The organism is Thioclava sp. F34-6 (assembly GCF_002213235.1).
GTDB classification, from domain to species: domain Bacteria; phylum Pseudomonadota; class Alphaproteobacteria; order Rhodobacterales; family Rhodobacteraceae; genus Thioclava; species Thioclava nitratireducens.
This window is the reverse complement of sequence record NZ_NBOA01000003.1, coordinates 538749-564469: the sequence shown is the minus strand read 5'-3', so window position 1 is coordinate 564469 and position 25721 is coordinate 538749. Positions and strand designations below refer to the sequence as shown.

Here is a 25721-nt window from a genome sequence, read left to right as displayed (position 1 = left end):
GCCGATATGCGGCAGCGATCACGACGCGTCGGGATGGGGAACCGCGATCTCGGCCTCGGCCCGATCCGTTGGACCTGCCGCTTGCGTCCCGGCCTCGCCCGCTCGGAACCAAGCCCGGATGGCGGCGCGCTCCTGCGGCTCCATGTAGCTCAAATTCGCAGGCGGCATCGCGTCGGTCAGCCCGGCTTGCACGTAGATTTGCCGCGCGGCGGCGGCGATTTCGCGGGGCGTCTCGAGCTTGATATTCTTGGGAGCATGGCCAATCCCCTCATAGCCGGGCTCGCTCGCATGACACATCGAACAGCGCCCCATTACGATACCGCTCACTTCGTCGAAGCCGGGCGCCGCCGCGAAGCGCTGCTCGAAAGGCGTCAACATGGCGCTGTCCTCGGTGTCCGCCCCGGCATCCGCCTTCGGGATCGAGGACAGCCATACGATCGCAATAAACAACGCCGCGGTGGCGCCCCAGGTCCACCACGGCTTACCCTTATGGGCGTGGTGCGTGTTGAAGAAGTGCCGGATCGTCACCCCCATCAGGAACACCAGGGAGGCGATAAGCCAGTTATAGGCGCTCGCGAAAGCCAGCGGATAATGGTTCGACAACATCAGGAAGATGACCGGCAGCGTCAGGTAATTGTTATGGGTCGAACGCTGCTTGGCGATCTTGCCGTATTTCGGATCGGGCGTGCGCCCCGCCACGAGGTCGGCTACTACGATCTTCTGGTTCGGAATGATGATCAGGAACACGTTTGCGGTCATGATCGTCGCGGTGAAGGCCCCCAGATGCAGCAGCGCCGCGCGGCCCGAGAATACCTGCGTATAGCCCCAGGCCATCGCGACGAGAATGACGTAGAGGCCGAGCATGAGCCGGGTATTGTTTTCGCCGAAACGCGATTTGCAGATCAGGTCGTAGAGGAGCCAGCCGAGCGCGAGCGAGCCGATCGAGATCAGAATTGCCCCCCAGACCGGCAGCTCCATCACCCGCGGATCAATCAGATAGAACTGCGCCTGCGTCCAGTAGAGCACCACCAGCATCGCGAAGCCCGAAAGCCACGTCATGTAGCTTTCCCATTTGAACCAGGTCAGCCGGTCGGGCATCTGCGCCGGGGCCACGAGATATTTCTGGATGTGGTAGAAGCCGCCGCCATGGACCTGCCACGCCGCCCCATGCACCCCTTCAGGCGCGCCGGGTTCGGGCACCAGCCCCAGATCGAGCGCGATGAAATAGAAGGACGACCCGATCCACGCAATCGCGGTGATCACGTGCAGCCAGCGCACCGCGAACTGCACCCATTCCAGAAAAAAAGTGTAATCCATCCGTCGTCCCTCGTTTTGCGCCCAGAGTTTCCGAAGCCACGGCCGAGCGCAAGCGATGGCGCGGCGGAACCGCCGGATTTTTGTCCGGATGCTCAAATCACGAGCAGATGGACGCCCCGGGCTCAGCTGCCGCGATAGGTTGAGTAGCCGTAGGGCGAGAGCAGCAGCGGCACGTGGTAATGCGCCCCGGCATCATTCATCCCGAAGCGGATCGGGATATCGTCGAGGAACAGCGGCTCTTCCGCTCCCTGCCCGCTCGCCCGCAGATAATCCCCCGCAGCGAAGACCAGTTCGAACTGCCCGGTGCGAAACCGCTCCGCCGGCAGGATCGGCGAGTCGGTGCGCCCGTCGGCATTCGTCACCATCTCGGCCAGCACCTCACGATCGTCTCCGTTGAGAGCGAAGAGCGTGATCTTGAGCCCGTCCGCCGGGCATCCCCGCGCCGTGTCGAGCACATGGGTGGTCAGATATCCTGCCATCGCGTTCTCCTTCGCCAATCGTCGTCACCGCGACCACTATGCTTTCGGGTGAAACAAACCGCAAGATATCGTGCGCTCACCGGAAGTTGCTTGGTATTTCACACCCTTATGGTTGATCACCGCACAGCTGCCTCTAGGTGACATAACAGGTTCACGTAGCCGTCACATCGATGTCACGTCGGAAGGCGATGGGCAGCGCAGCAAAGAGCGGAAGGATCCTATGGCCCATAAATTGCAGTCTGCCATTTTCCGGACTGTCTCCGCATCGCTTCTCTGCGCAGGCGCCGGGTGCCTGCCTCTCCCCGCCGATCCACCGGAGATGTGACATGAGCCGATCGCGCCATCACAACAAGCACCACTACCGCAGCCTCTTCCTCTCGGATTTTCACCTTGGCTCGCGCGGGTGCAGCCCCGGCCCGATACTCGACTTTCTGCAAAGCGTCCGGGCCGACGCGATCTACCTCGTCGGCGATATCCTCGACCTCTGGCATGGTGGCCCCGTGCAGTGGGGGGATATCCATGCCGAGATCATCGAGACCCTCGAGGCCCATGCCGAGGCCGGAACGCGTATCGTCTACCTGCCCGGCAATCACGATGCGGCACTACGCTCGCCGGGTATGAACTTCCTCAGCTTTGAGCTGGCCGAGACGGCACTCCATGTCGGCGCGGACGGGCAGCGCTACCTTATCGTGCATGGCGATCAATGCGATGCGCGCATCCTGCGCTGGCACGCGATGACCCGTTTCGGAAGCCGGATGGACGCGCTGTTCCGCGGCATCGATGCCTGGTTGCGCCGCCGCCGTGACGTTTCCGAGACAGAGCGCACGTTGATCCAGCTCGCGATCGAGGGGATTAACCACCTGATCGCACGTGGCTCTGGTTACGAGCATCGGCTGATCGCGCTGGCCTCCGAGGCCGGGGTCGACGGGATCATCTGCGGCCACTCGCACAAGCCCGCGCTGCGCGAGGTCGGCGGAATGACCTACGCGAATTGCGGCGACTGGGTGGACAGCCTGACCGCCTTGGCCGAGGATAGTTCAGGCGCATTGCAACTTCTTCAATGGGGCGCGGAGCCCGCTGCGGTCACCGAGACCGGCACCCGCCCCGCCGTCGCAAAGGTTCGTGCATGACGATCGTTCTGCTCTTCCTTGCAGCCCTTCTGGGCATCACTCTAACGGCGCATCTTCTCAGCGCCGCGATGACCGCGTGGCGCGAATCCCGACCACCGAAGCCGGTGCCCGACGACCTGCCTTTCATCGCACTGATGCGCCCGGTCTGCGGGGTCGACCCGTTCGACGCGGAGACGCTGGGCTCGTCCTTCGAACTCGACTATCCGGATTACGAGGTAATATTCTGCGCGCCGTCCGAGCACGACCCGGCCTGCGCGCTGGTCCGTCGCCTGATCGAAGAGAACCCGCATGTGCATGCGCGGCTTCTGACCGGGCTCGACGCGGTGTCGGGCAATCCGAAGCTGAACAACCTGCACAAGGGTCTGTCCGCGACCGACGCTGAGTGGCTCGCGATGGCCGATAGCAATCTGCTTTTGCCGCGCGATTATCTGAAGCGGTTGGTGGCGGAATGGCGGCCCGGCACGGGGCTGGTCTCCGCTCCGCCGGTCGCCGAGCGTCCAGGCAATCTCTGGGGCGCCGTCGAGGCAGCGTTCCTCAACACCAATCAGGCGCGCTGGCAGGTGGCGGCCGACATGATCGGGCTGGGCTTCGCACAGGGCAAATCGCTGTTCTGGCGGCGCGACATCCTGATGGCAGGCGGCGGCTTTGCGGCGCTCGGGCGCAACATGGCCGAGGACGTGGCCTCTACGAAACTCGTGCGCCGTCAGGGGCTGAAGGTGCGGCTGACGCGGCACCTCTTCGCGCAACCGATCGGGAGGCGCGCGGCTCGCACGGTCTGGAACCGCCAGCTGCGCTGGTCCAAGGTGCGTCGCGACGGCTTCGTGATGATCTTCGCCGCAGAGATCGCGCAGGGCCCTTTCCTGCCCTTCCTCGCCGCGCTTGCCCTCGCCGCTTTCGGCGCGATGCCTTGGATCGCGCTGCCGCTTCTGGTTGCGCTGTGGTACGGTGCCGAGGTGCTGCTGGCGCGGATCGCGGGCTGGCCCGCCTCCGCGCGCGACATCGCAGGGTTCGCGATCCGCGACGCGATGCTGCCCGCGCTGTGGCTGATGACATGGTTTGGGCGCGATTTCACGTGGCGCGGCAATGACATGACCCATCGGGACGTGGCGCGCCGCGACACCCCCGTCACGGAGTAACCTTATGTTCGGCTTGGAGACGATCTCCGCATTGATGGCGAAACACGGCCTAGCCGTAATCGCGCCGATTGCGGTGCTCGAAGGGCCGATCGTGACCGTGATCGCGGCGTGGCTTGCCAGCCAGAACCTGTTCTCCGTCTGGTCGGTTGCGATCATCGTGATCCTTGCCGATCTCGTCGGCGATCTGGGGCTCTATTCGCTTGGCCGATGGGGGCTGAACCGGATGCCCAAGAAATGGCGCGACAGGCTGGGTCTGAGCCGCGCGCGGCTCGTGAGCGCGGCGCGGCACTTCCAGAGCAAGGGGATCAAGACGCTGGTCTTCGGTAAACTGACCCATTCGGCTGGCGCGCCGGTGCTGGTCGCAGCCGGGGTCGCGCGGATGAATTTCTGGGTGTTCATGCTGACCAATCTGATCGCCACGATCCCGAAATCGCTTGCTTTCGTGGCACTCGGCTATTGGCTCGGCTCGCATATCGGCAAGATCGACAGCTGGCTGTCGACGGGCTCGCTGATCCTGCTCGTCGTGATCGCGCTCGGCGCCACGATCTGGTTCTATCGCCGCAAGAGGTCGCATTCATGACGAAGATCAGTTGCATTCTGCCCGCCTATAACGAAGCCCCGCGGATCGGCGCGGTGCTGGAGCGCGTGCTGGGCCATCCGCAGATCGCCGAGGTGATCGTGATCGACGACGGCTCAAGCGACGGCACCGCCGAAATCGCCGAGGGGTATTGCGCCGCCCATCCGCATCTGCGGGTGCTGCGCCAGACACAGAACGGAGGCAAGACGGCGGCCGTGGCCGCGGGGATCGCAGAAGCCGCGGGCACTCACCTGATGCTGCTCGACAGCGATCTGCTGGGGCTGACCCATTCCGATCTGGGCGCGCTGATCGCGCCGGTGGCGAATGGGGAGGCCGATGTCACGATCAGCCTGCGCCGCAACGCGCCGCGCATCTGGCGGGTGATCGGGCTCGATTACATCTCAGGCGAGCGTGTGATCCCGCGCGAGATGCTGGGCACACGACTGGAGGCTCTCAACGCCCTTCCCCGCTTCGGGCTGGAGGTGTTCATGAACCGCCTGTGGATCGGCGCGCGCGCCCGGATCGCCGTCGTCGCGTGGCCCGGCGTCGACAGCCCGATGAAGTCCGCAAAGCTTGGCAACTGGCGCGCCGGTGTCACCGCCGACGCGCGGATGATCCGCGACATCTTCCGCACCATCGCACCGCATCGCGCGTTGGGGCAGATCGTGGCGATGCGCCGCCTGCGGGTGCCAGTTCAGGTGCAGACTTTACCGCGAAAAGACTTGGAACGTATAGCTCGCTAGGCGGTTCGGTTCGCGACAGTTCAGCGGAGGTTTCATGTCACAACATGCGCGCGTCGTCATAATCGGCTCCGGCTCGGCCGGGTTGTCCGCCTTGCGCGAGGTGCGCCATGCGACAGATGACTTCCTCATCATCAATGACGGCCATTGGGGCACGACCTGCGCCGAAAGCGGCTGCATGCCTTCCAAGGCGCTGATCGAAGCCGCCAACGCCTTCCACCGTCGCCACGATTTCGAGGCCTTCGGGATTTCCGCCGCCGAGACGCTGCGCATCCGCGTGCCCGACGTGATGGCGCGAATGAAACGGATGCGCGACGACTTCACGAAATCGCCGCGCGCGGTGCCCGAGAAACTCGGCGAAAAGGCGATCTCGGGCCGCGCGAGGCTCCTCGGGCCGAACCGGATCGAGATCGAGGGGCACGGGGAAGTGACCGCCGACGCGATCATCCTCGCGACCGGTTCGTCGCCAGTGCTGCCGGGGCCGTGGAAAACCTTCGGCGATCGTATTTTTACCACCGACACGCTGTTCGACCGCGACGACCTGCCCAAGCGGATCGCGGTGATCGGCATGGGCGCGATCGGCGTGGAACTCGCACAGGCGATGGCGCGGATGGGGATCGAGGTCGCGGGCTTCGATGCGTTGGAAAGCGTGGCTGGCATGACCGACCCGGAAGTCGCTGCACTCCTGCGCGACGCCATCGCGGCGGAACTGCCGCTGCATCTGGGTGCCCCGGCTGAGATTTCCGAGGGCAATGCGGGCAGTTTGATCGTGAAAGGCGCAGGCGGCGCAGAATTCGAGGCCGACGCCGTGCTCGCCGCGATGGGACGCCGCCCCAATATCGCGGGGCTCGGGCTAGAGACGCTCGGCGTGCCGCTCGACGATCACGGGATGCCCGAGGTCGACGCCTCTTCCACGCAGATCGGCGATCTGCCGGTCTTCATGGCGGGCGACGCAAACGCGATCCGCCCGATCCTGCACGAAGCTGCGGACGAAGGGCATATCGCGGGGCGCAACGCCTTGGCCGAAAGTCCACGCCGCTATCGCCGCCGGGCCTCGATGGCCATCGCCTTCTGCGCGCCCAACGCGGTGCGTGTCGGGCAGAGCTTCGCGGATCTGGAGGGGAAGGACATCTTGATCGGACACGCCAATTTCGCGTCGCAATCGCGCGCCCGGCTGGCCGAAGAGGCGCATGGCCTGATCCGCATCTATGCCGAGCCGGGAAGCGGCAAGCTCCTGGGCTGCGAGATGGCGCTGCCCGAGGGCGAGCATTTCGCGCATCTCTTCGGCCTCGCGATCCAGTCGGAGATGAGCACCTACGACATGCTGGCGATGCCCTTCTATCATCCGGTGATGGAGGAAGGGCTGCGCAGCGCCTTGCGTGAGATCGCCCGGCAATTGCCCGACGAGGAGCGCTCCGACCTCGCCGACTGCCCCGAGAAAGGGCACTCGACGCTCGACTAAAGAGCTGCAATCTCGGCCACACGCGCGGCGTTGTCGGGCGCGGTCGTCCCGTCTTCCATCACCAGCGAATTCTCGAACCCGACCCGCGCCTTGCCCCCCTTGGCGAACGCGTTTCTCAGGCAGGCGGTCTCGCCCCGGCCGAAGGCGCAAATCGCCCAGTCGGGGGTGATCGCCTCGGCTTGCATCCAGTCGAGGAACGGGTCGAGCATCTCAGGCGTCGAGACTTGCCCCGCGACATAACGGCCCATCACGAAGATCAGTTGCAGTGCCGGATCGCGCAGCAAACGGTCGGGCAGAACGCGCGCCAGCGCCTCGGCATCCTCGCGGGAATAGAGGATATGTTGGATCGCGATCCCGCGCTCTGCCGCCTCCTCGTAGAACTTCATCGCCAGCAATTCATGATCGCGCAGCATCTCGCGCGCCGAGACAGAGACCATATGAGCGCCCGAGTTCAGAGCGACGTAGCGCTGGTGGCCCGGCGCGTAGCGCCCCGCGGCCTCGGTGGTGATCTGGATCGCCATGTCGCCCAAGCGCGGACGCAGATGGGCCAACGCCTCGGCATAGGCTCCACTATCGAGCAGGTGCCCGCCCGCATCGTCGCGCAGGTGCAGATGCAGCGCCCCTGCCCCGGCGTCGCGGCAGGCGAGCGCAGTCTGCGTGATTTCGTCGAGCGAGACCGGCAGCGCCGGATGGTCGGTCTTGGTCTTGGTCGCCCCGTTCGGCGCGACCATGATACGCGGCAGGCTCACCCGAGAACCTCGCGGATCGCGGTGCCGAGCTTGTCCACCAATTCGCCGATCTGGTCGTCGGTGATGATGAAGGGCGGCGCGAGCAGGATGTGGTCGCCGCGCTGGCCGTCGATCGTGCCGCCCATCGGGTAGCAGACGAGCCCCGCCTCGAAAGCCGCAGCCTTGAGCTTCTTGTTGACGGCCTTCGCCGGATCCATCGGCTCTTTCGTGGCGCGGTCGGCCACGATTTCCAGCCCGCGGAACATGCCGCGCCCACGGATGTCGCCAATATGGGGATGCTGGCCGAACGCCTCGCGCAAAGCCGCGTCGAGCACTTCGCCCTGCTGCGCCGCCCGCGCGACCATGCCACCCTCGGTCAGCTTCTTGACCACGGCATCGCCCGCGGCGGTCGCGGTCGGGTGGCCGATATAGGTATGTCCGTGCTGGAAGAAGCCCGAGCCGTTGACGAAGGCGTCATAAATCTCGGACGTGCAGATCGCAGCCCCGATGGGCTGATAGCCCGCGCCGAGCCCCTTCGCGATGGTGACGATATCGGGCGCGATCCCGTCCTGCTCGCAGGCGAACAACGTACCGGTCCGGCCCATCCCGCACATCACCTCGTCGAGGATCAGCAGGATGCCGTATTGATCGCAGATTTCGCGGATACGCTTGAAATAGCCCTTTACCGGCGGCACCGCGCCCATCGTGGCGCCCACGACCGGCTCGGCGATGAAGCCGATCACGTTCTCCGCACCGAGACGCTGAATTTCGGCCTCCAGCTCGTTGGCGACGCGCAGACCGTATTCCTCGGCGGTCTCGCCGTCCTCGCGCCAGCGGTATTCATGCACGGGCGCGATGTGGCTCACATCGATCAGCAGCGGGTTGAACTTCTCGCGGCGCCACGCATTGCCGCCAGCGGCCAGCGCGCCCAGCGTGTTGCCGTGATAGGACTGGCGGCGCGCGATGAAATGCGACCGGCTCGGCTCGCCTTTCTCGACGAAATACTGTCGTGCCATTTTCAGCGCGCTTTCCACCGCCTCCGATCCCCCGGATGTGAAGTAGACGCGATCCAAGCTCCCCGGCGCGTGAGCGATGAGGCGATCGGCAAGCCGCTCGGCGGGTTCGGAGGAGAAGAAACCGGTATGCGCGAAGGCGATATTGTCGATCTGATCCTTGATCGCGGCAATCACGTCCGCGTCAGAGTGACCGAGACAGGACACGGCCGCACCGCCCGAGCCATCGAGATACCGCTTGCCCTCGGAGTCGAGGATGTAGATACCGTCGCCCTTTACTGCCAAGGGCGCAGTGGACTTCGTGTGGCGCGGGAATACATGGCTCATATCGGTCCCTCCTTCGGGACAAGATTGCGTGAGGGTCGCTGATCACCCCATGAAACATATGTTTTACGCATTGACAATATATGAAACAAATGAAACGGTCACCGCGACGCGATAACTGGTGATGGAACCTGGGGAGGAGCATTGTCCGGCAGTTTCGAACAGCGATTGGCTGCGCAATATGGCAGCCTCTCCACGCGTTTGCGTGAGGCGGGCGACTATATCGCAGACAATCCGGTGAGCATCGCCACGCGCTCGCTGCGTATGCTGGCGAGCGAGTCGAACCTTGCGCCCGCGACCTTCACCCGCCTCGCCCATGCGCTCGAATACGAGAATTTCGAAGAGCTGCGCGAGACCATGCGCGACCAGATCGGTCGCCGTGTTTCACCCTTCGCGGACCGCGCCGACCGGCTGCAGAAGGACGCTGCCGATCCGCAGGACAGCTTCCTCAACCGGTATGCCGCGGCCACGCAGGACAATATCGCAGCCCTGACCGCCGCGATCGAACCGGGACGGCTCGAGGCCGTGGCCGACAAGATCGCCGCCGCCCGCCGGGTGGTGCTGCTGGGCGCGCTAGGTTCGACGGGTATTGCGGAATACACCGCCTATATCGCCAATTTCCTAGGCGACAACTGGGAGCTAGGCGCCCGCGCTGGCTCGTCGCTGGGCGCGACGCTCGCCGGGCTCGACGAGCGCGACGCGGTTCTGGTGATCACCAAGCCGCCCTTCGCGCGCTCCACCATCCGCAGCGCGATCCATGCCCATGAACAGGGCGCCCATGTCACGCTGATTACCGACAGCCGCAGCTGTCCGGCGCTGCACGCGGCCGATGAGACCTTCATCGTGCCCACCGACAGCCCGCATTTCTACACGAGTTACGTCGCCACGCTGTTCTTGCTCGAAGCAATTCTGGCGCTGGTGGCGAAGCGCGCGGGACCCCGCGCAACCGAACGGATCGCCGAGGTCGAACGGCGCAACAGGCTTCTCGACGAAGTCTATGCACGCTGACCGAGGCGGACCGTACCACTGAACCGACACCCAAAAACGATCAACGGGAGTGACTACATGAAACAGTTCTTCAAACTCGGGGCCGTCGCGGCCGTCGCCGGCGCGCTGATGGCGCCCGCGGCGAACGCAGCCGACGAGACCTTCATCACCATCGGGACCGGCGGCGTCACCGGCGTCTACTACCCGACCGGCGGCGCGATCTGCCGCCTGATGAACAAGAGCCACAAGGAAACCGGCGTCCGTTGCTCGGTCGAGTCCACCGGCGGTTCGGTCTACAACATCAACACCATCCGTTCGGGCGAGCTGGACTTCGGCATCGCCCAGTCGGATTGGCAGTACCACGCCTACAAGGGCGACTCGAAGTTCTCCGATCAGGGTCCGTTCGAGAAGCTGCGCGCCGTGTTCTCGATCCACCCCGAGCCCTTCACCGTCGTCGCGCGTGCCGATAGCGGCATCAAGAACTTCCAAGACCTCAAGGGCAAGCGCGTGAACATCGGCAACCCCGGTTCGGGTCAGCGCGGCACGATGGAAGTGCTGATGGATGCGATGGGCTGGAAAACCTCGGACTTCGCGCTCGCGACCGAGCTGAAGGCCGCCGAGCAGTCGAAAGCGCTCTGCGACAACCAGATCGACGCGATGGTCTACACCGTGGGTCACCCCTCCGGTTCGATCCAGGAAGCGACCACCTCCTGCGACGCGAACCTCGTGAACGTCACGGGCGACGCGGTCGACAAGCTGGTCGCCGACAACCCGTACTACGCCACCGCGACGATCCCCGGCGGCATGTATCGCGGCAACCCCGACGACACGAAGACCTTCGGCGTGCGCGCGACCCTCGTGACCTCGGCCGACGAGCCCGATGATGTCGTCTATGCGCTGGTGAAGTCGGTCTTCGACAACTTCGACGAGTTCAAGAAGCTGCACCCGGCCTTCGCGCATCTGAAGCCCGAGGAAATGGTCACCGCCGGTCTCTCGGCTCCGATCCATCCGGGCGCTCTGAAGTACTACAAGGAACGCGGCTGGATTAAGTAATCCCTGCGCATATTCGGGCGGGCGCGCTTGCGTGCCCGCCCTTTTCAGTTTCAGCTACTAAGATCATGCCGGAACAGGCGGACGGCCCGTTGGGTCGCAAGGGGGAACGATGGCGGAAAATCGCGCCTTGAACGAACAAGAATTGCAGGAGCTCGTACAAGCTTCTGACAGCGGGGCGCGCAGCCCCAAGGGATGGGTCGGGCTCATGGTCGCCGTGGTGGCGCTGAGCTGGTCGATCTTCCAGGTGCTTCTGGCCTCGCCCATCGGGCCCTATGTGCTGCCGGGCGACCTGATCAACAATGCCCGCCAGATCCATCTGGCCTATGCCATCTTCCTCTCGGCGATGGCATATCCGCTGTTCAAGTCCTCACCCAAGGACCATGTGCCGTGGTATGACTGGATCCTCGCGGTAGGCGGGGCGCTTCTCGCGCTGTACGGCTATTTCTTCTACCAGAAGATCGTCGACAATGGCGGACTCGCCGATATGCAGGACTCCTATATCTCGGTCCTGGGCATCATCTTCCTCTTCATCGCAGCCTATCGCACGCTCGGCCCGGTCATGGTGCTGCTGGCGATCGTGTTCCTGTGTTATGTGTTCTTCGGCTCGTCGGAGTTCTTCCCCGAACAGATCCGCTGGGCCGGTGCGAGCCTGCGCAAGGCGATGAGCCACATGTGGATCACCTCCGAGGGGGTGTTCGGGATCGCGCTCGGCGTCTCGACCAAGTTCGTCTTCCTCTTCGTGCTGTTCGGCGCGCTGCTCGAGAAAGCGGGCGCGGGCAACTACTTCATCCAGATGGCCTTCGGCGCGCTCGGCCACCTGCGCGGCGGGCCTGCGAAAGCCGCCGTCGTGGGCTCTGCGGCGACCGGCCTGATCTCGGGCTCGTCGATCGCGAACGTGGTCACCACCGGCACCTTCACCATTCCGCTGATGAAACGCGTAGGCTTCTCGGCAGAGAAAGCCGGCTCGGTCGAGGTGGCTTCTTCGGTCAACGGCCAGATCATGCCGCCGGTGATGGGGGCCGCCGCCTTCCTGATGGTGGAATATGTCGGCATCTCCTATCTGGAGGTCATCAAGCACGCCTTTATCCCGGCGATCATCTCCTACATCGCACTGTTCTACATCGTGCATCTGGAGGCCGTGAAAAACCGCATGCCGACGATCGGCGACCGCGTGGTCTCGGTCTGGCGCACCGCCTTCGGCATGTTCGCCTTCTTCGCGGGCTTCGCGGCGCTGTGCTATGCCACGCAATACCCGGTGCGCCTCATCACCTCGATGGTACCCGAAGGCGCAGGCTGGGTTCTGTCTCTGCTCGTCGTCTTGGTCTATCTCGGCCTCGTCTGGGTCGCCGCGAAAGCGCCCGATCTGGAGCCGGACGATCCGAACTCCGAGATCGTGAAGCTTCCGGAGATCAAGGATATCTACAAGGCGGGCCTCTACTACCTGCTCCCGATCGTCGTTCTGGTCTATTTCCTGATGATCGAGCGCAAGTCGCCGGGCCTGTCGGCCTTCTGGGCCTCGTTCCTGCTGTTCTTCATCCTGCTCACCCAGAAACCGCTCAAGGCCGCCTTCCGCGGCGAGAGCGCCCCGATGAGCCGCTTCCGTGAAGGCGTTCTCGACCTGATCGGCGGCATGATCGACGGCGCGCGCAACATGATCGGGATCGGCCTGGCCACCGCCACCGCCGGGATCATCGTAGGCACCGTCTCGCTGACCGGGATCGGTCAGGTGATGGCCGATTTCGTCGAGTTCCTCTCGGGTGGCAACCTGATCCTGATGCTGATCTTCGTGGCGATCCTGTCGCTGATCCTCGGGATGGGCCTGCCGACCACGGCGAACTACATTGTCGTCAGCTCGCTGATGGTGGGCGTCGTCGTCCATCTGGGCGCGCAGTCGGGCCTCGTGGTACCGCTGATTGCGGTGCACCTGTTCGTGTTCTACTTCGGGATCATGGCGGACGTGACGCCACCCGTGGGCCTTGCCTCCTTCGCGGCGGCGGCAGTCTCGGGAGGCGACGCGATCAAGACCGGCTTCACGGCGTTCTTCTATTCGCTGCGCACGGTCGCCCTGCCCTTCGTGTTCATCTTCAACACCGATCTGCTGCTGATCGACGTGACGTGGTACCAGGCGATCTTCGTCTTCGTCATAGCGACGATCGGCATCCTCGTCTTCACCGCGGGCACGATGGGGTGGTTCGTCACCCGTTCGAAGATCTGGGAGACGGTGGCGCTTCTTCTGATCGCCTTCACCCTGTTCCGTCCCGGCTATTTCATGAACATGATCGAGCCGCCCTATAACGAGGTGCCGCCTGCGAACATCACGCAGCGCCTCGACAAGGCACCGGTCGGGCGTGAGCTGCGACTGATCTTCTCGGGTCCCGATTACACCACCGAAGAACCGAAGGACCTGACCGTGCTGGTCAAGGTGCCCGAAGGCGCGACGGGGCAGGACCGGCTCGACAAGCTCGGCCTGAGCTTCACCGAAACGGACGGAAAGATGGTCGCGGACGAGCCGATGTTCGGCTCGGAGTTGCAGCAGAAACTGCAGGGCTTCGACTTTTACGGCGACAGGCCCGTCACACTGTCCAACGTGAAGGTGCCGAACGACCAGCTTCCGAAAGAGCTGATGTTCATCCCCGCTTTCGCGCTTCTCGCGCTCATCGCTTTCCTGCAATATCGGCGCAGGGAAGACGATGACGCGGCCTTTGCTGAAGGAGAACCGGCATGACCAATACCATTCTCTGCGCGATCGACATGAACCGCCCCAAGACCGAGCGCAAAGTGCTCGAATGGGCGGCGCGGCTGGCCGAGATGGAAGACGCACAGCTCGATGTGATCACCGTGGTGCCCGATTACGGCTCGGCGGTTGTGGGGGCCTTTTTCTCGGACGATCACACTGCGAAGGCGAAGGAGCACGCGCGCGAGCTGCTGCATGACTTCGTCGCCGAGGTCGTGGGCCCCGAGGTGAACGCCAAGGTGCGACACATCGTGGGCGTCGGCACGGCCTATCACGAGATCCTGTCGCTGGCCGAGAAAGACGGCGCGGACATGATCGTGCTCGGGGCGCATCGCCCCGATCTCAGCGATTATCTGCTCGGGCCGAACGCCGCTCGGGTCGTGCGGCACTCCAATTGCTGCGTCTTCGTCGTGCGCTGAGCGCGCGACCGACGCCGAAGATTTAGGGGCGCGCCCGGGCGATGGGCGCGCCCTTTTTCTTATCCCGCACCGGCTCAGGCAGCGGTATGCAACTGGCGCGGCGCCGACCGGGCCGCCAGCACGCAGGCCTCGGCCATCTCGCGACGCCGCTGCGTGGAATATTCCGCGGGCATCCGCAGCGCCGCGTATTGCCGCCCGTCCTCGTCGTTGCGATAGGTCGGGCCCATCCGGCTCACATCGTAGCCAAGCTGGCGCAGCGCCCGCATCAGCGCGAGAGAGGAGAGACAGATCAGCTCGTCCGCGCCCCGCTCCTTGGCGCGCTCCACCAGCCCGTCGACGATCAACCGCAAGCAGGTCGCGCGCTCGGCCTGCGTGGTCAGCGCGTCGGAAATCACCAGCCGCGTACATTCCCAGACCGTCTCGCTGGCAATTTCGGTCGGCAGGATTTCCGGCGGAATATGCGGCAACTTTCCCAGATGCGCGTCGCGCAGCATGTAGGTATTTCCACCCCAGATCGCCGCGGTGGACATCGCGCGCGCACCGCCCACCACCTGCCCCTCCTTCAGCACGAGCGAGTAATGCGCTAGGGGCGTATCATATTGATCCATCTCCACTTCGTCGTTATGCGGCACGTCCCAACCGAGCGTGTCGACGAAGACCTCCTTGCGCAGGCGCAGAAAGTCGTAAAACGCGGTGCCGAAGCGGTGAAGTTGCGAGAATTCGAAAGTGCAGTTTTGCATTGGAGCCTCCTTCTGGATAACTCCATCGAAACCACGAATTTGTAAAAAATTCACCCTTTTAGGTTGTACCAGCCTAGATGAGTCGCCTCGACGTCGCGATTGCGAGCATCTCGATCGCATTTCGCGCACCCAGCTTTCGGCTGGCAGAGGAAAGCCGGGCCTTCACGCCGCTCTCGGAAATCGCGAGTTTCGCGGCGATCTGCTTGATCAAGAGCCCATCCGCGCGGTAGCGGATCGCCTCGAGTTCGGCTGCCGTGAGAGAGCGTTGCGAGGCATCGACATGCAAGGTCTTGAGCATCTCGAACGCTTCCTGCAGCTCGGCATCGGTGAAGTCCCGGTCCGACCGGAACAGCGCGGCGTGGCTGCGTCGCCCGACATCGCGCGGCGTGTTGAACGAGATCGTCGCGCCATAGAGAAGTCCCATGCGCCGCGCCATCCCGACGACGTCACGGGGATCGTCTTTCAGATCGGCCCAGCGCACGTACCCAACATTGTGATAGACCCAGTGCATCGAAGGGTCCTGCACCACCAGACCGTGCTGAGTGTAGATGTCCACCCAGTCACTGTTCAGACGGTTGAGTTCGGCCTCAGGGAAAGAATAGCCAACCCTTAGCGCGAGATAAAACCCGGCAGGGGCGATTTGATTCAATCGCGTTTCGCAGTCCCTCAGTTCCATGATCTGATGGTCAATTCACTTGCACTCGATGCGGTCTCAGCCTACCGTCGCGCGGGACGCTGAGACCCTCTTCCGACAACCTAAAGACGAAATCCCGTGATGGAAACAGCAAACCGCAAGGAAATCGATAACCTTCTCAAGGAACTCGGTCAAACCTGCGACACCGGTTTCGCGTTTGCCCTGCATATCCGCTTTACCCGCCCGAACATCCTGTATCGCACCTACCCCGAGCCGTGGATCGAGGAATATAGCGAGAAGGGCATGATGATGGATGATCCCGTCGTGCTGTGGGGGATGCAACACGAGGGTATCGTGCGTTGGGAGGATCTCGATGACCCCAAAGGGGTCTTGGAGGGGGCAAAAGCCCATGGCCTTCGGAACGGGTTGACCTGCGCGGTGCTGGAAAACGGCTCTCGTTCGATCTCGGGCTTCACCCGCTCTACCCAGCCTTTCTCTGAGGCCGAGGCGCAGGAGCTGTTGGAGATGACCCGGCAGCTACACAATCTTACGGCGGGCCTCTCTGACCTCTGAGACGCGGCCTTTCGCACCAGCCTCGCGCCGATTGTGCAAATCGAATCAACGGGTCTCTGCAATTTCGACTGGCCGAAGCCGCTGCACCTAATTCAACCTCGGCGTGTAAATTTCATCTAACCGAAGGTTGGTTTTTGTCGGCCATTCGAATTTCGGTCGAAAAGCTTGGCTTTCGCTTGATAGGCGCGAAAGGCGCCCCCTAACCTCTTAAGTATCTGTAATCGGGATCGACGGGCCTGGTCCGGCCCAAAGCGATTAAGTCGACATCAAACCGGACTGGGCAGTCGCTGCCGTTCTTCTGTGGGGGGGAACATGACGCATCTGCCACGTTTCGAGACGCAAGATATCTCTTGGGCACGGCCGCGCCGACATCGGGGGCAGTTGCGTAGTCTGGTTGCCGGAGGGGCCGGGTTTCTGGGATCGCACCTGTGCGACCGGCTGATCGAGGCCGGTCACGCCGTTATCTGCATCGACAACCTCCAGACCGGGCGGCGACAGAATATCGCCCACCTGTCGGAGCATCGCGATTTCACTTTCTTCAGGCATGACGTCATCGCACCGCTGCGGATCGAGGGCGAGATCGACCGGATCTACAACCTCGCCTGCGCGGCCTCGCCGCCGAAATACCAGCTCGATCCGCTGCACACGTTCCAGACCTGCATCGCCGGGTCGCTGAACCTTCTGACCTTGGCCGAGGAGAAGGGCGCGCGCATTCTTCAGGCTTCGACCTCCGAGGTCTATGGCGATCCTGACATCTCGCCCCAGCACGAAGACTATCGCGGACGCGTGAACACCACCGGCCCCCGCGCCTGCTACGACGAGGGCAAGCGCGCGGCAGAAACACTGTTCCACGACCTTCAGGCCAGCCGCGGCATCGACACCCGCATCGCGCGGATATTCAATACCTACGGGCCCCGGATGGACCCCGAGGACGGCCGCGTGATCTCGAATTTCGTCACGCGGGCGATCCGTGGCGCGCCGCTCCAACTCTATGGCGGCGGCACGCAGACTCGCTCGCTTTGCTATGTCGACGATCTGATCAGCGGGCTGGTCGCGCTGATGGAAAGCGAGACGGTCGGCCACGATCCGGTAAATCTGGGCAATCCGGGCGAATATACCGTCGCCGAGCTTGCCCATATTGTGCGCGACATGTGCGATAGCCGGGCGCCGCTCGTGGTTTCGGACCTGCCGCTCGACGATCCGATGCAGCGCTGCCCCGACATCACCCGCGCCGAGACCCGCCTGGGCTGGCATCCCGAGATCGCATTGCGCGACGGCCTAGTGCCGACCATCGCCTATTTCCGGGCCGAAATGACGGGCGCGGCATCCGAAGCCGCCCCCCCGATCGCGACGGCCGCGGAATGATCCAGCGCCCCGACATACGGGCCGCAATCGCGGCGGGGCATCTGGCACCGATCCTCTCCCCGAGACAGGCGCTGCGCTACCGGGTGCTGTTCGCGCTGTGGATGCTCGCCACGGTCTATTTCTGGAGCTGGTGGCTCACACCGTCGCATATCCTTGCGACGGTGCCTTATCTGATCCTCACCGGGGTGCTGATCTGGCTTCTGGCGATGCAGGTCTATTTCTTCGTGATCTTCCTGCAGGCGCTACGACCGGTCTCCCCCCTGCCGGAGCCGGGTCGCTGGCGCGTAGCGATGATCACCACGAAAACCCCGTCTGAGCCCTTCTCGGTTGTCCGCCGCACGCTAGAGGCGATGCTCGCACAGGATTATCCGCATGACACGTGGCTGGCCGACGAGGCGCCCTCGCCCGAAACGCTCGCATGGTGCAAGATCCACGGGGTGAAGGTGTCCAGCCGCCAGGGCATCGAGGCGTACCATCGCAAGGAATGGCCGCGACGGACGCGCTGCAAAGAGGGCAACCTCGCCTATTTCTACGACCATTGGGGCTATCGCGATTATGATATCGTGAGCCAGCTCGACGCGGATCACGTCCCGCAACCGGGCTACCTGCGCGAGATGCTGCGCCCCTTCGCCGATGAGGCGGTGGGCTATGTCAGCGCGCCCTCCATCTGTGCCGCCAATGCCAAGGAAAGCTGGGCCGCGCGCACGAGGCTCTATTTCGAAGCGGCGTTCCACGGCGTTTTTCAGGCGGGCTATACCGGGGTTCTGGCGCCGATGTGCATCGGCTCTCACTACGCGGTGCGCACCTCTGCGCTTAAGGAAGCTGGCGGGCTCGGCCCCGAACTGGCCGAAGATCACTCGACGACGCTCCTGATGAACGCGGCTGGCTGGCGAGGCGTTCACGCGATCGATGCGATTGCGATCGGCGACGGTCCGGCCACGGTGACCGACCTGATCACCCAGGAATTCCAGTGGTCGCGCTCGCTGTTGAGCCTCCTTCTGCGCTACATGCCGGACTATGTCGGCAAGATGCCGTGGCGGCTGAAGTTCCTCTTCGTGCTCTGCCAGAGCTGGTATGTCTTCTTCGCGCTTTCGATGTCGACGATGTATATCGCCCCGATCATCGCGATCAGCTTCGACATGCGTTTTGCCGACGTTACCTATCCCGCCTTCGTCGGCCATGTGCTGCCCGCCGGCATCGTGACGCTGATTTTCGCCTTCATGCTGCGGCGCGATCAGTTCTTCCGTCCGCGCGATGCCAAGATCATCGCGTGGGAGAAAGCGCTCTTCGTGATGATGCAATGGCCTTGGGTGCTATGGGGCTGCATCATGGCCATCTATGACAGGCTATCGGGAAAATTCGTCGATTTTCGGATCACACCGAAGGGCGAAGCGGCCTCGACGAGGCTGCCCGAGCGGATCATCGCCGTCTATGGCGGGCTGGCCCTGGGGGCCTTGCTGCCGGTTCTTTTGGTGGACAACGTCATCGAGGCGCGCGGGTTTTACCTCCTCTCCATGTTCAACGCCGCGTTCTATTTCGTCTTGCTGAGCGTGATCTTCGGCGCTCGCGCGCGCCGCGTTCAGATCGATTGGCGCGGCTGGCCCCGCGACATGGCGGTTCAGATGGGCACGCTGAGCGTCATCGTCTCGCTGAGTTTCGGAGCCCTTTGGCTCCGCGGCGGCGAAAGCGTCTACGCGCTCATGATCGGGCTGACATCGGTTCAGCTCGCAAAGGTCGAATACATCGTCTCGGGGGCCGGCATGGGCGCTCCGGGGCAAGCGAAGTTCCTCGTCAAACCGAGCTGGAAGTGACGGGGCTTCGCACCCAAAAGGAGGAGACTGAAATGGCTTATGATCTGATGACCCGTCGCGAGGTGATGGCCGGTGCCGCGGCGTTGGGACTGACCGTATCGGCGCGACCGGCATTCGCTGCGGATGTCAGTGTGCCGCCCGGCTCCTTGCCGTTCGGCGTCTATGATCCCGATGGTGATTTTGCGGATGTGTCGGGCGTGGTGATCGAACACCTGTTCCTGCCCTGGGAGGACGTTTTCCTTCCGTCGCTGAATGATGCCGATAGCTATGCGCTCGAACGCAACCGCGCACTTCTGGTGACGCTGGAGCCCTGGACATGGTCGCGCTCGGAGCGCAACACCGCGCAATATCTGCGCCGCGGGATCGAGCGGGGCGAATACGACGCCAACATGATCGCGGTGGCCGATGTGCTGGCGACGCTGCAAAGCCCGGTCACCCTGCGCTTTGCCCATGAGATGGACGACAAGTCCGGCCAGTTCATCTGGTCGGATTGGAACCCCGACGACTACATCGCAGCTTATCGCCGGATGACCGACGTCGCCCGCGACCGGGCGCCGAAGATCAACCTGATGTGGTCGCCGCTGGGCGACGAGAACATGGGCGACTATTACCCGGGCGACGACTACGCCGATATCGTCGGGCTCACGGTCTTCGGACTGCAGGCCTGGGATCAGGCCAAGTTCGGGCGCGATCAGACCTTCGACGACATCTTCGCGCCCCGCTACGCTCGGGCGGCGACCTATGGCAAACCGGTCGCGGTGGCCGAGCTCGGCTATGTCGGAAACCAGTCCTATGTTTCGATGTGGCGCGACCGCGTCCGTCAGGAATTGTCGGATTATCCGAGCCTCGTCGGCGTCAGCTACTTCAACCAGCGCGAGGTCTATCCGTGGCCGGAAGGGTTCGGCGCCCCGGATTGGCGAATCAAAAATCAGGTTTTGACGTAACCCACCACGGATAGTGGCGAGTTTTCGCCTATCACACCACCTCTGGACAAGACCTTGATGCCGCGCGGGAAATCCTCCCGCGCGGCACTTTTGCGATTTGCCATGATCTTGCCTGCTTCCCGCCACGTCACCTACCAACTTGACCCATAGGCTGGGATCGACCAATCCTTCTGCATGAGGACGCAATCGGCCCTCTTCCGCGCAGACGGGAAGGGCCAGACCGCAACACGAGCAGACAGGATTACAGTTCCGATGACGTTTTTATCCGTGAAAGCGGCCCGCCTTGTCGTGGCCGGCCTGATCTTTGCTGCCCCGCTGAGCAGCGCCCATGCGCAACAAGCCGGCATGCTGGATCTCAAACCGATCCGCGTCGCCGCCAAGAGCACGGCCGGGCATGGCAGCGCCAAGTTCGACTGGCTCGCCGGGCGCACCAGCAAATCGCAAGCGACCCCGCGCGTCGTTCAGACCCGGTTCATCGGCAACGGCAAGTGGATTTGCTCGCCCGCGGGTTTCGGCAAGAAAGCAAACTGCTTCCAGCGCTGAGCGCCGCACACATGCATGGGATGACGGCCCTGTCCTAACCGGGCCGCCTCGCGCTCATTCGGCGGGGAACCCCACGGTGCAATCGATCCCGGCAGGCAGTTTTCCCTCGGGATTGGGCAGCGCGAGACGCACCCCGAACGTGTCCGAGGCCGCATCGAAAACCTTGTCGACGACGCTCACCGTCGCGTCGTATTCGCCGCCCACGGGCGCGGCAGGATAGACCTTCAACACCTGATCCTTCTTGACCCGGTCATACATCGCGGTCGGCAGGAAGACCTCGACATGCAGCGGGTCGATCTGCGCGAGCTGCGCGATCGGCGCTTGCGAATAGACATATTCGCCCGGCCCCATCATCCGAGTGATCACCAGCCCGTCGATCGGTGAGCGGATTTCGCGCCGCGCCAGTTGCGCCTCCACTCGCTGCAGATCGAGCTTCGCCAGATGCTGGTCCATCTGGGCCGAGCGCAGCTCCAGTTGCGCGACCTCCGCATTGGTCTGCGCCTCCTGCACCTGCGCATCTGCCATCACGTTACGCTTGCCCATCTCGGTCGCGCGGTCGGCGGCCTTTTGCAGCAGCGCCACCTTAGAGCGCGCGATGTCGATCGGCCCCTCATCCTGCGCGCGTTCCCTCGCATAGGTCAGCTGCGCCTCTTCCGCCTTCGATTCCAGCTTCGCGATCGGGTCGCCCTTCTTCACCGTATCCCCGCGCGAGACGAAAACCTGATCGATCACCCCGTCCACCGCCGAGCCGATCTCGAGCACTTGCCCCGGGTCGATCAGGCAATCGAAGCGCTCCTGATCCTGCGCGAGCGCCGCACCGGGACCGAGGGCCAAAAGAAGGGTGATGGAAGTAAGCCGCATGGGTGGTCCCTTTCAGTTGCCCCTGCCGCTGAAGGCGAGCAGGTCTTCGAGATTGTCGTCGGCGCGCAGAAGCGCTTTGCGCACGCCCGAATGGCGCGCTTCGGTCGCGCGTTGCGCAAGCCGGGTCACGGGCGCGCCGATCAGCCACGGCACACGACCCTTCCCGCCCGAAAAAGTGCGGATCAGGCTGGAGAGCCGTGTGCCGTAGAAGACCCGCAGCAAATCGTCCTCGAGCGAGACGAAAGTGATGAAACTGCCCGGATCGCCTTGCCGTCCGCAGCGCCCGAAAAGCTGACGATCGATGCGGCGCGCGTCATGGCGGCCCGTCGCGATGACATGCAGCCCGCCAAGGGCGCTCATCTGCTGATCGATGCGGATATCGGTGCCGCGCCCGGCCATGTTGGTCGCGACCGTGATCCGCCCATGCCCGCCCGCTTCGGCTATGATATGGGCCTCGTGCTCGGTCTCGCGGGCGTTGAGCACGCGATGCGTCAGCCCCTCTTCGGTCAGGAGCGCGCTGATCTCTTCAGAGGCGGCGATGGATTGCGTGCCGATCAGGATCGGGCGGCCCGTCATGTGAACGCGTTTGGCCTCGGCCAGCACGGCGCGCCATTTCTGATCGGCAGTCGCGTAGTGCCGCTCGCCCAAGTTCTTACGGCGCGAGCGGCGGTTCGTCGGGATGCGCTTCGTGCGTAGCCGGTAGACCGCGCGCAGCTCGCCGGAGACTTCGGCCGCGGTGCCCGTCATGCCTGCCAGCGTCAGATAGCGGCGGAAGAAACGCTGATAGGAGATGCGGATCAGCGTCTCTTGCCGCCCCGTGATCTCGCACCCTTCCTTCACCTCGATCATCTGGTGTAGCCCGCGCTCCCACGAGCGGTCGGACATCACGCGGCCGGTATATTCGTCGACGATCTGAACGCCCGCCTCATCGACGATGTAATGCTTGTCGCGGTGATAAAGATGCAGCGCCGAGAGCGCCTGCCGCGCCAGTTCCTCACGGTGAATCTCGGTCGCCCAGACGCCCCCGAAATGCGCGCTGAGCTGGCGCAGCCGCGCCTTGCCCAGATCGGTCAGTTCGACCTTCCATTCCTTCTCGCGCACGGTGAAATCGCGCGGCCGGGTCAGTTTGCGCCCGATCTCGACGGCGCGCTGATAGGTCTGCTCCAGCCCCGAATGATCGCCCGCCCGGGTGATGATCAGCGGCGTGCGCGCCTCGTCGACCAGCACGCTGTCCGCTTCGTCCACGATCGCGTAGCATAGCCCGCGCATCAGCAACCGCTGCCGTTTCGGATCGGTCTTCGACAGCCCCTCCAGCGCCATATGCAGCGCGCGGGTCTCGCCTTCCAGCACCAGCCGGTCCTTGAGGTAATCGAAAGCCAACTGCTTGTTCGTGCAGTAACAAATATCGCAGGCATAGGCCGCCTGGCGTTCCTCGGGGCTGAGCCCTTCGATGATAACGCCGACGCTGAGCCCCAAAGCCCGATAGAGCGGCCCCATCCATTCCGCGTCGCGCGCGGCTAGGAAATCGTTCACCGTCACGATATGCACCGGGACGCCCGACAGCGCCATGATCGCGGCGGGCAGCGTCGCGGTCAGCGTCTTGCCCTCGCCGGTATCCATCTCGGCGATCCGGCCCCGCAGCATCGCGCGCCCGCCCAGAAGCTGCACGTCGAAGGGGCGCATCTGAAGCGAACGTTCGGACTGGATGCGCGCCAGCGCGAAGGCACGGGCCACCAGATCGGCGCGCAACCCCTTCACCCGCAGCATCTGCGCGACCTCGACACGGGCTGCATTGAAGGCATGCGCCTCCAGCTTCGCCAGCGTCTTCTCCTCCTTCGCGACACGGCGCAAAAAGCCCGCGCCCGCCGCCGATTTGACCGAGAAGAATTGCGAGACCCGCCCCACCGCGCTCGCCATGATCCGGTCGAGCGTGCCGAGGCGTTCATCCTCGCGCTCGGGGTAGAAGGCGGTCAGCAGGCCGGGGCGCTGGACGAGTATCTCAGACATCGTAGAGCCTCAGGAACAGCTGGCGCAGCGCTCGGTAGGCCTGAAACCCGATCGGCAGAGTGCCGTGAGAGAAACGCACCTCGACGCGACGGCCCAGCAGCGGCAGCGCGGCGTCGGGGGCCATCTCCAGCTCGAACTCGAAGACCCGTTGCAGCGTGCGCAGCCCCTTGTTGTCGCCCGGATCGACGGGAACGGTGCCGCCGCCCTGCAGTCCCAGCGCGGGGGTCGGCAGGTCGCGGATCCCGCCGGGCACTTCGCGCACGATGGTCGCGGGATAGCTCTGGCCGCCATATTCGACCGGCATCACATCGACGCGGCCCGTCGCGTTGCGCACCAGATCGACATCGTCCTGACCGACGACAACGCGCAACGCCGCCGTGTCTTCCTCGGTCAGAACGTAGGAGATCACCTGCCCGCGCTTGGCGAACCTTCCCTGCAGATCCTCGCCATTGGGCACCACGGCCAGACCTGCGCGCGGTGCGCGGATCGACAATTCGTCCAGCTGCTGGGCCAGCCGGTTGCGGTCTTCGCGGGTCGCGGAAATCTCCGCCGCGATCATCTCTGCCTCGACCCGGTCGGTGCGCACCGCCGCCTGACGCTGCAGCTCCAGCCCCGCAAGTTGCGAGTCTAGCACCTCGAGCCGCGCGCGCAGCAGCGGATCGTCGAGCTTGATCATCACCTCGCCCGGCTTGACCGCGTCATAGGTCGCGACCGGTACCTCCGTCACGAAGCCGCTGGTTCCCACACGCACCTGCGCCTGCTCGGAAGGCCATGTCACCCCGCTCACCACGGATCTATACGGTGCTGGCAGCACGAAAAGGATCACGAAAAGCGCGGCGATGAGCCCGCTCGTCACGAGGATCGCACGCGGCCTGTTGGCGCGGAGTTTCGGACTGGAAGACAGAAAGGACATGGATTTGCCTATGGGCACGAGGATCTGCGTCGTGATCGCCCAAGCTGCCAGCAGCACCCCGATGAAGAAGAAGCGGCCGGCGATATAGGTGATGATCGCGAACATGATGAAGAGGCGATAGATGAAGGCGGCGATCCCGTAGAACAGGAACCAGCGTTTCTCGGCGGGCAGCGAGGTGACGGGTTCCGCCTCTTTCATCCCGAACAGGTATTTCTGCGCGAGATAGGCATAGTAGCGGTTCGCGCGCTGGCCAAGATTGGGGATCTCCAGCCAATCGGCGAAGACGTAATAGCCATCGAAGCGCAAGAGCGGGTTGCCGTTGAACAGAAGCGTAGAGACGCCCCCGATCAGCATCACGTTATAGGCGACCGCATGGGCCGCGCCGGTCTCGGCATTAAGCCAGACGAAGAGCGCGATCGAGGCGAGGAACAGCTCCACCATGATCCCGATCCCTCCGACCAGCATCCGTTGATACTTGTCACGCAGTGCCGAGGCGGCGGAGGCGTCGACATAGGGCACAGGCACCAGAACCAGCAGCATGATCCCGATTTCATGGACCTCGCCGCCGTTCTTCTTAACCGCATATCCGTGGCCCAATTCGTGAAACGCCTTCACCACCGGATAGACCAGCCACAGCACGAAGAGGTTCTTCGGCGTCAGCACCCGGTCCGCGATGTTGTCGGTGATCGCGCCGAAATTGATCGCGGCGAAGATGAAACCCGCGAGCACCACCAGCACCCAGATCACCGCAAAGGTGCGGGTAAAGAAGGGGCGCACGAAGGGCATGGTGCGGGTGAGAAACGCGTCCGGGTCCCAGATCGGGATGCGGACGGCGAGCGGCGACCAGATCTTCTGCTTGATCTGCATCGACTGGTGGCGCTGGTAGCGACGGAACAGCTCGCGCCCGTCGGGCGGCACGTCGCAGATCAGCGCATCGGCGGCGTGCAACTGCCCCATCAGCCGGATCGCCTCGTCCTGCGTGGGGGCCTTCTCGCCAAGCTGCTCGTTGGTGGTGTTCCACAGTTCGTCCATCGTGCGTTTGCCGTTCATCAGCCCGACCAGCCGCCAGGCGGCTGGCGAGATACGATGGAAGCGCCCCGTCGCGATGTCCTGGATCACGAACCAGACGCGCCCGCGATAGTCATGCCGATGAACCGCGACATGCCTGCGCAGGCGCGGTTTGAGATCCTTCACCCGATACCAGGACGGAGAGAAGAGCGAGGTGGCCATG

Annotated in this window: 23 protein-coding genes; 14 read left to right on the top strand and 9 right to left on the bottom strand. The window is 63.8% G+C overall.

Annotation, left to right across the window (positions count from 1 at the left end):
• Positions 1-18: 18 nt before the first annotated feature.
• Positions 19-1317, bottom strand: a complete 1299-nt coding sequence (locus tag B6V72_RS08655) for a urate hydroxylase PuuD (protein WP_088721853.1) — start codon at positions 1315-1317, stop codon at positions 19-21.
• A 122-nt stretch (positions 1318-1439) separates the two neighbouring features.
• Positions 1440-1796, bottom strand: a complete 357-nt coding sequence (gene uraH / locus B6V72_RS08650; protein ID WP_075774354.1) for a hydroxyisourate hydrolase — start codon at positions 1794-1796, stop codon at positions 1440-1442.
• Positions 1797-2122: 326 nt separating this feature from the next.
• Between uraH and B6V72_RS08645 the strand changes: the two genes are divergently transcribed.
• Genes B6V72_RS08645 through B6V72_RS08625 form a run of 5 tightly spaced genes read left to right on the top strand, consistent with a single transcriptional unit; the run spans position 2123 to position 6841 of the window.
• Entirely contained in the window at positions 2123-2926 is an 804-nt protein-coding gene (locus B6V72_RS08645) for a UDP-2,3-diacylglucosamine diphosphatase (protein ID WP_077701170.1), read from the top strand.
• Entirely contained in the window at positions 2923-4062 is a 1140-nt protein-coding gene (locus B6V72_RS08640; protein WP_088735337.1) for a ceramide glucosyltransferase, read from the top strand. Before B6V72_RS08645 ends, B6V72_RS08640 begins: the two co-directional genes overlap by 4 nt.
• Before the next feature lie 4 nt (positions 4063-4066).
• Positions 4067-4642 (top strand): VTT domain-containing protein, encoded by a 576-nt coding sequence (locus B6V72_RS08635; protein WP_075776029.1) that lies wholly within the window; start codon positions 4067-4069, stop codon positions 4640-4642.
• Positions 4639-5382 (top strand): glycosyltransferase family 2 protein, encoded by a 744-nt coding sequence (locus B6V72_RS08630; protein ID WP_088735336.1) that lies wholly within the window; start codon positions 4639-4641, stop codon positions 5380-5382. Before B6V72_RS08635 ends, B6V72_RS08630 begins: the two co-directional genes overlap by 4 nt.
• 34 nt (positions 5383-5416) lie before the next feature.
• Positions 5417-6841: a dihydrolipoyl dehydrogenase gene (locus tag B6V72_RS08625; RefSeq protein ID WP_088735335.1), complete on the top strand. Its 1425-nt coding sequence runs from the start codon at positions 5417-5419 to the stop codon at positions 6839-6841.
• On the opposite strand, the gene B6V72_RS08620 is transcribed toward B6V72_RS08625, so the two are convergent.
• Positions 6838-7590 carry a 3-keto-5-aminohexanoate cleavage protein gene (locus B6V72_RS08620; RefSeq protein WP_077701168.1) on the bottom strand — a complete coding sequence of 251 codons (753 nt, stop codon included), beginning with the start codon at positions 7588-7590 and terminating at the stop codon, positions 6838-6840. The two genes, B6V72_RS08625 and B6V72_RS08620, sit on opposite strands and share 4 nt — an antisense overlap.
• Positions 7587-8909 carry an aspartate aminotransferase family protein gene (locus B6V72_RS08615; RefSeq protein ID WP_088735334.1) on the bottom strand — a complete coding sequence of 441 codons (1323 nt, stop codon included), beginning with the start codon at positions 8907-8909 and terminating at the stop codon, positions 7587-7589. Before B6V72_RS08615 ends, B6V72_RS08620 begins: the two co-directional genes overlap by 4 nt.
• Before the next feature lie 141 nt (positions 8910-9050).
• Between B6V72_RS08615 and B6V72_RS08610 the strand changes: the two genes are divergently transcribed.
• The 4 genes from B6V72_RS08610 to B6V72_RS08595 all read left to right on the top strand — a co-directional run bounded on the left by B6V72_RS08610 (position 9051) and on the right by B6V72_RS08595 (position 14099).
• Positions 9051-9914: a MurR/RpiR family transcriptional regulator gene (locus B6V72_RS08610; protein ID WP_233243028.1), complete on the top strand. Its 864-nt coding sequence runs from the start codon at positions 9051-9053 to the stop codon at positions 9912-9914.
• Between the two features lie 57 nt (positions 9915-9971).
• Positions 9972-10946 (top strand): TAXI family TRAP transporter solute-binding subunit, encoded by a 975-nt coding sequence (locus B6V72_RS08605; protein ID WP_075776034.1) that lies wholly within the window; start codon positions 9972-9974, stop codon positions 10944-10946.
• 109 nt (positions 10947-11055) lie between these two features.
• Complete coding sequence (locus B6V72_RS08600; RefSeq protein ID WP_240497706.1) at positions 11056-13671, top strand: TRAP transporter permease; 2616 nt, start codon at positions 11056-11058, stop codon at positions 13669-13671.
• A complete protein-coding gene (locus B6V72_RS08595) occupies positions 13668-14099 on the top strand; it encodes a universal stress protein (protein WP_088735333.1) in 432 nt (143 codons plus the stop codon). The genes B6V72_RS08600 and B6V72_RS08595 overlap by 4 nt, the downstream gene beginning before the upstream one ends.
• A gap of 74 nt (positions 14100-14173) precedes the next feature.
• Here B6V72_RS08595 and B6V72_RS08590 read toward each other — a convergent pair whose 3' ends face one another.
• Together B6V72_RS08590 and B6V72_RS08585 are read right to left on the bottom strand one after the other, a co-directional pair.
• Positions 14174-14839, bottom strand: a complete 666-nt coding sequence (locus B6V72_RS08590; protein WP_088718978.1) for an acyl-homoserine-lactone synthase — start codon at positions 14837-14839, stop codon at positions 14174-14176.
• 73 nt (positions 14840-14912) lie between these two features.
• Positions 14913-15515 carry a LuxR family transcriptional regulator gene (locus B6V72_RS08585; RefSeq protein ID WP_075776038.1) on the bottom strand — a complete coding sequence of 201 codons (603 nt, stop codon included), beginning with the start codon at positions 15513-15515 and terminating at the stop codon, positions 14913-14915.
• 99 nt (positions 15516-15614) lie between these two features.
• Between B6V72_RS08585 and B6V72_RS08580 the strand changes: the two genes are divergently transcribed.
• The 5 genes from B6V72_RS08580 to B6V72_RS08560 all read left to right on the top strand — a co-directional run bounded on the left by B6V72_RS08580 (position 15615) and on the right by B6V72_RS08560 (position 20709).
• Entirely contained in the window at positions 15615-16046 is a 432-nt protein-coding gene (locus tag B6V72_RS08580; RefSeq protein ID WP_075776039.1) for an autoinducer binding domain-containing protein, read from the top strand.
• Positions 16047-16436: 390 nt separating this feature from the next.
• Complete coding sequence (locus tag B6V72_RS08575; RefSeq protein ID WP_240497707.1) at positions 16437-17411, top strand: UDP-glucuronic acid decarboxylase family protein; 975 nt, start codon at positions 16437-16439, stop codon at positions 17409-17411.
• Positions 17408-19222, top strand: a complete 1815-nt coding sequence (locus B6V72_RS08570) for a glycosyltransferase (protein WP_088735331.1) — start codon at positions 17408-17410, stop codon at positions 19220-19222. The genes B6V72_RS08575 and B6V72_RS08570 overlap by 4 nt, the downstream gene beginning before the upstream one ends.
• 32 nt (positions 19223-19254) lie before the next feature.
• On the top strand, positions 19255-20166 hold the full coding sequence (locus B6V72_RS08565; protein WP_233243027.1) for a glycosyl hydrolase: 912 nt from the start codon (positions 19255-19257) through the stop codon (positions 20164-20166).
• 288 nt (positions 20167-20454) lie between these two features.
• Positions 20455-20709 (top strand): hypothetical protein, encoded by a 255-nt coding sequence (locus B6V72_RS08560; RefSeq protein WP_146696185.1) that lies wholly within the window; start codon positions 20455-20457, stop codon positions 20707-20709.
• Positions 20710-20763: 54 nt separating this feature from the next.
• Here B6V72_RS08560 and B6V72_RS08555 read toward each other — a convergent pair whose 3' ends face one another.
• From B6V72_RS08555 to B6V72_RS08545, 3 genes are read right to left on the bottom strand one after another with little or no spacing between them, the layout of a single operon-like run.
• On the bottom strand, positions 20764-21570 hold the full coding sequence (locus B6V72_RS08555) for an efflux RND transporter periplasmic adaptor subunit (RefSeq protein ID WP_075776042.1): 807 nt from the start codon (positions 21568-21570) through the stop codon (positions 20764-20766).
• Between the two features lie 12 nt (positions 21571-21582).
• Positions 21583-23577, bottom strand: a complete 1995-nt coding sequence (locus tag B6V72_RS08550) for a preprotein translocase subunit SecA (protein WP_088735330.1) — start codon at positions 23575-23577, stop codon at positions 21583-21585.
• The gene (locus tag B6V72_RS08545) at positions 23570-25720 is read right to left on the bottom strand and encodes a biotin/lipoyl-binding protein (RefSeq protein WP_088735329.1); all 2151 of its coding nucleotides are present in this window, start codon (positions 25718-25720) and stop codon (positions 23570-23572) included. Before B6V72_RS08545 ends, B6V72_RS08550 begins: the two co-directional genes overlap by 8 nt.
• Position 25721 lies beyond the last annotated feature (1 nt).